The 4,808-nt window shown below is 35.6% G+C and carries 5 protein-coding genes, 1 tRNA gene and 1 pseudogene; 1 reads left to right on the forward strand and 6 read right to left on the reverse strand.

Annotated elements, in window-relative coordinates:
- Positions 1-131: 131 nt before the first annotated feature.
- The 6 genes from B0B05_RS16355 to B0B05_RS15905 all read right to left on the reverse strand — a co-directional run bounded on the left by B0B05_RS16355 (position 132) and on the right by B0B05_RS15905 (position 4,460).
- A complete protein-coding gene (locus tag B0B05_RS16355; protein WP_084174016.1) occupies positions 132-1,388 on the reverse strand; it encodes a tyrosine-type recombinase/integrase in 1,257 nt (418 codons plus the stop codon).
- 109 nt (positions 1,389-1,497) lie between these two features.
- Positions 1,498-1,571: transfer RNA gene (locus tag B0B05_RS15885), tRNA-Ile, on the reverse strand.
- A gap of 62 nt (positions 1,572-1,633) precedes the next feature.
- The gene (gene mce / locus B0B05_RS15890; protein WP_076784552.1) at positions 1,634-2,032 is read right to left on the reverse strand and encodes a methylmalonyl-CoA epimerase; all 399 of its coding nucleotides are present in this window, start codon (positions 2,030-2,032) and stop codon (positions 1,634-1,636) included.
- 224 nt (positions 2,033-2,256) lie between these two features.
- Positions 2,257-3,018, reverse strand: coding sequence for a triose-phosphate isomerase (gene tpiA, locus B0B05_RS15895; RefSeq protein ID WP_076784553.1), 762 nt, complete (start codon positions 3,016-3,018; stop codon positions 2,257-2,259).
- Positions 3,019-3,025: 7 nt separating this feature from the next.
- Positions 3,026-3,376 carry a tellurite resistance TerB family protein gene (locus B0B05_RS15900; RefSeq protein WP_076784555.1) on the reverse strand — a complete coding sequence of 117 codons (351 nt, stop codon included), beginning with the start codon at positions 3,374-3,376 and terminating at the stop codon, positions 3,026-3,028.
- Between the two features lie 7 nt (positions 3,377-3,383).
- Positions 3,384-4,460, reverse strand: coding sequence for a BT_3928 family protein (locus tag B0B05_RS15905; protein ID WP_076784556.1), 1,077 nt, complete (start codon positions 4,458-4,460; stop codon positions 3,384-3,386).
- A gap of 223 nt (positions 4,461-4,683) precedes the next feature.
- On the opposite strand from B0B05_RS15905, the pseudogene B0B05_RS17350 reads away from it, so the two are divergent.
- Positions 4,684-4,808, forward strand: a pseudogene (locus B0B05_RS17350) (IS982 family transposase); the annotation flags it as partial.

Below are 4,808 nucleotides of genomic sequence, written 5' to 3' on the forward strand. Positions count from 1 at the left end.
TGTGAACCTAATTCTATTTTAACGTGGTAACGGATGCGAACCTACTACTTTATTAACGTGGTAGTGATAATTTAAAATACCAACAAAAAAACCCATCAATGAATGATGGGGTTTTTAAAAGTGTTGATTAGTTATCCAACTTTAATTCTTTTTAAAATGTCTGTTATTCGTTTTTCTTTTCCGACAGTGTATATATTAGTTGTTTTCACATTAGTATGAGCAGCTGCCTTTTGTGCTAAATTAAAATCGTGTGGAATATCGGATACCCCTTGTTGTATAGCATCTAATTTGTCTAAATACAGATATTTGAAACCATAAAAATCTTCTGTTATACTAATAACTTTGCCATTTTCATCCTTAATATTTGAAGTATCTTTAACATGTCTCTTCCAGCGAATAGTAATTTGACGTGGAGATATTTTTAATTTACCAGGTTCTAAATTCTTAGAAAATAAATAATCTTCATCTGATTTACATAAATCAACAATTTCTTTCCAGTATTCTAAGGCCTCTATATTAATAGGTTTTACAACCCATTTATAAGTTTTACCTTTCTGAATTTGAATTATATACTCCTGTTTTTCTAAGAACACATGTTTTCTCTGTAAACGTAGTAATTCACTACTTCTTGAAGCTGATCGATAAAAAATCTCCTTATATCTATAAAAATTGTAGTGTTTTTCTTCTAAAAACTTATCTACAAAAAATAATTTTTCCTCAGGTATCAAACTCCTGATTTTAGCTACTATTTTTCTCTTAGAAATATCTCTGACTGGATTATGATCAATGCAACCTCTTTCAACTAATTCCTTAAAAATATCTTTAAGATACTGTCTAAATTTGTTGTAATAGCTATCAGTCAAATCGCAATGATCTAATGTATTTTTAATATGCCATATTTTAATTTCATTTATGCTTAGATAGGAGTAATTAAGGGCATCCACGCTTTTTATAAATCTAGACACAGCTATTCGGACTTCGGCTAAATGCTTATCAGAACCTTTTAGTTTAACGCGGGCAGCATCTAGTGCAGATTTAAAATCCATATTAGGATTTAAAGTACCTGATAAGTCAGACATATAGGTTTGTGAAATAGGATTAAAATGATTTATATCCAATTCCTTCTCCATAAGTTGAACGTAATGTTGAATAATTTTTTTCTGGGCAACTAAAGTTGTTTGTTTTTGTGGCCTTCTACGAAATTGAAATCCTTTAGGATACTTTTCTTTAAAAGCCGGATCATAAAAACGGCATTCAACAAACCAGTCTTTTTGAAGATCTGATTTACTTCTAAATGATTTATAATCTTTTGGACTGATAAAGACATTAGTCCTACTACAGTTGTTTCTGAGAGGTTTTAGCGAATTTCGCTGACGTTGTGTTTTCATTGATTGCAAACTTAATGTTACTTATAATGTTACTTGTAACGTTTGCTACCAAAATCTAGAAGCTAATAAAAAACCTGCAAAACCTTTGTGGGAGCGGTTTTGCAGGTAGTGGTCCCACCTGGGTTCGAACCAGGGACCACCTGATTATGAGTCAGGTGCTCTAACCAACTGAGCTATAGGACCTCAAAACTTGATTAAATTTTGTGTGTGCAAAAATAACAAAATTTCTTACTCTACAAAACTTTTTACTGTTTTTCTTGACACAATTCTACCAATACACCATTGGTAGATTTCGGGTGCAGGAAGACAACTAATTTATTATCAGCACCTTCTTTCGGTTCTTCTGAGATGAAAATAAATCCTTCTTTTTTTAATCTTTCGATTTCTGTTTGGATATTTTCTACGCCAAATGCGATGTGATGGATCCCTTCTCCCTTTTTATCGAGGAATTTTGCAATGGGACTTTCTGCGTTAGTAGCTTCCAAAAGTTCTATCTTGCTCTCTCCTGCTTTGTAAAAAGATGTGGTAACGCCTTCTCTTTCTACAGATTCTTTCTTATAATTTGATTGTCCCAAGAGACGGGCAAACAAATCATCAGAATCCGATAGAGACTTTACTGCTATTCCTAAATGTTCTATTTTCATTGGTTATAAAATTCAGAAAGGGACAAAAATTTCTTTTCTCGCGACTCATTACAATCTGGTCACGCGTGAGGGCGAAGGGCATTGTTGGAGCTCGTTTTGTTGCTAATTCAGTTTATATCTTGTTCCTCGCATCATCAACAAAACAGCGACTGCCCGAAGACCGGCCCGCTTGTTTTGCCTGGCTAAGTTAGCCTGGCAAAACAAAGGGACACGCCCAAATGCTTCTATGCGTTAAAGCCTTCTATAATCTTGGTGAAATCCTCAATTTTAAGAGCTGCACCGCCTATCAAACCGCCGTCAACATCTGGCTGGGAGAAAATCTCTTTGGCATTGTCCGGCTTCACACTTCCTCCGTAAAGGATCGATACTTCGTCGGCAACTTCTTTACCATATTTGTCCGCAATGAGGCTTCTGATGTAGGCGTGAACTTCCTGAGCCTGCTCTGCTGTCGCAGTTTCGCCGGTTCCGATAGCCCAAACCGGCTCGTAAGCAATAACCACTTTCTTGATCTCGTCTGCTGACAAGGTGAAAAGTGCTGTTTCGGTCTGGTTTTTTACCACTTCAAAATGTCTTCCCGCTTTTCTCTCTTCCAACTTTTCCCCGTTGCAATAGATCGGCGTAAGGCCTTTATCCAACAATGCTTTTACTTTTCTGTTGGCATGGCTGTCTGTCTCGCCATGGAAAGTCCTTCTTTCTGAATGGGAAACCAAACTGCCGTCTGCTTCTACGGACTTTAACATATCTACGGAAATCTCGCCTGTGTAAGCGCCACTGGCATATTCTGACACGTCCTGCGCAAAAACGCCTACTTCTCCGTTCACAAAGATCTCTACAGCTTTGGTAAGATACAAGGCCGGCGGAGCGATGTAAACCTCGCAGTTTGTGGTGTTATTTCTTTTGTATTCTAAAAGCTGAGCCATCAGTTCCTGAGCTTCAGCATAAGTTTTGTTCATTTTCCAGTTGCCTGCAACAATGTTCTTTCTCATGTCTTCTTTAGTTTAATTTCCAGATATTTTTTAACAGTTTATAAAATTTGTGTTCATCATCGCTTACCTTATTATCAGCTTTGATGAGTGATTTTGCGAATTGGATGAAATCTTTTCGTTCTTTCTCCGTAGAATCTTCCTCAAAGCATTTTGCATGGAACTCAAAATGATTTTGCCAGTCGTCGGCTTTTAACTGAAGAATGGTTTCCAGCTCGTTATCCAAATTGAGACGAAAAGGGAATTCTTCTGCCATGTACTCCTGGATTTTGATACCTTCTTCTGGTTTGATGATACCATCTACAGCAGATAAAATCATCAGCAAATGATAGCCTGCAATGGGTTTATTTGATTTTCTCATTATATATTTATTCTTTTTCTAAATAATCTTTAGCGCTTAATTTCTCTATGATTTTTCCTTTTTCTAAAACCAGAACAAAAGGATTGCTTCTCGCAATAGTTTTGATTGCCACCTCATCCATTTGAAAATTAGGGATCTGTTTATAAAAGTCCGGTTGTGTGCTGACACCATAAACTTTGGCTTTCTCCGTCAGCGCTTTGGTTTCGGTTTTGGCAACCAGCTCGGGATCTGCATCTTTTGGTTTATAGGTAAAAACCAAAACAACCCTTGGTTCACTAAGGATAGCATCTGTGAAATTATTACCGTTAACGTCTTCTATCTTGAATTTGGTAATTTCGGATTCATAGCCTTTTTTTACGATTTCGGAAGTTGTTTTTCCTTCTTCGATTTGCCAGTTGGTATCTTTCCAGTATTCTTTATTAATGTAATCGTCCTGATTTACTTTTTTGACTTCACCTGTTTTAAGATTTTTGAGTGAGTAAAATGTTTTGTATTCGGAAGGATTTTTGTCAATTTTCTGCTTTTCTGCCGCCAAATTGGTTCCGATAGCATAAGCCCGAAAATCGATCATCGGCTCATGTGCAATTCCTCTGTACATTACAAAAAACATGATGAGGATAAAAACGCCCAACAGCGGCAGTTTACCGAATCTTACAGCACTACTCTCTTCCCTTTTTCTGTAGATAACTGCTAAAATCAGTAACAAAACTAGAAGCGTAATATCTTTCCAGAAGGATTGCCAAGGCGTAAACTTGATGGCATCACCAAAACATCCGCAGTCTGTTACCACATTGTAATAGGCAGAATAAAATGTCAAGAATCCGAAGAAAATACAAAGGAGAATCAATGCATAAATAGTCTGTTTCAGCTTGATTTTCATCAACAGCATAAAACCGAGAACCAGCTCCAGCAGTACAACAACGATGGAAAATGCCAGAGCATATTTTTCTAAAAATGGCAAATTAAAAACCACTGGTGAAAAATATTCTTCGAGCTTGAAAGAAAATCCCTTAAGGTCAACCGCTTTCACAAATCCGGAAGCGATGAATATAATGGAAACAAGATATCGTAAAATTGTTTTCATAGTAGATAGAAGTTGGTTGATGGAAGATGGAAGTTTACAAAATTGATCATATTTTAATCTTTTAGTTGATTTCTGAATCCAATAATCTGATTCATCAATTGATATGATTCATTATACAATTTATTAAATTTACCTGTTGTGCATTTAGGAATTAAAAAAGAAAAAAGATTGTCCATTTGATTAAAAAATCGTATATTTAATTGATTACCAAGTCATTAAATACATGAACAATCTTATTCAAAACTACAAAATTATTTTAAAAGAATTGACAAACACCTGTAAATATATTACTACAAGTAAGCAAATTAGGCTTCCAAAAATGTCTGATTTGGAACTTGTGGCACTCAA

Origin of the sequence: Epilithonimonas bovis DSM 19482, assembly GCF_900108115.1 — a bacterium.
In the GTDB taxonomy this organism is placed as follows: Bacteria; Bacteroidota; Bacteroidia; order Flavobacteriales; family Weeksellaceae; genus Epilithonimonas; species Epilithonimonas bovis.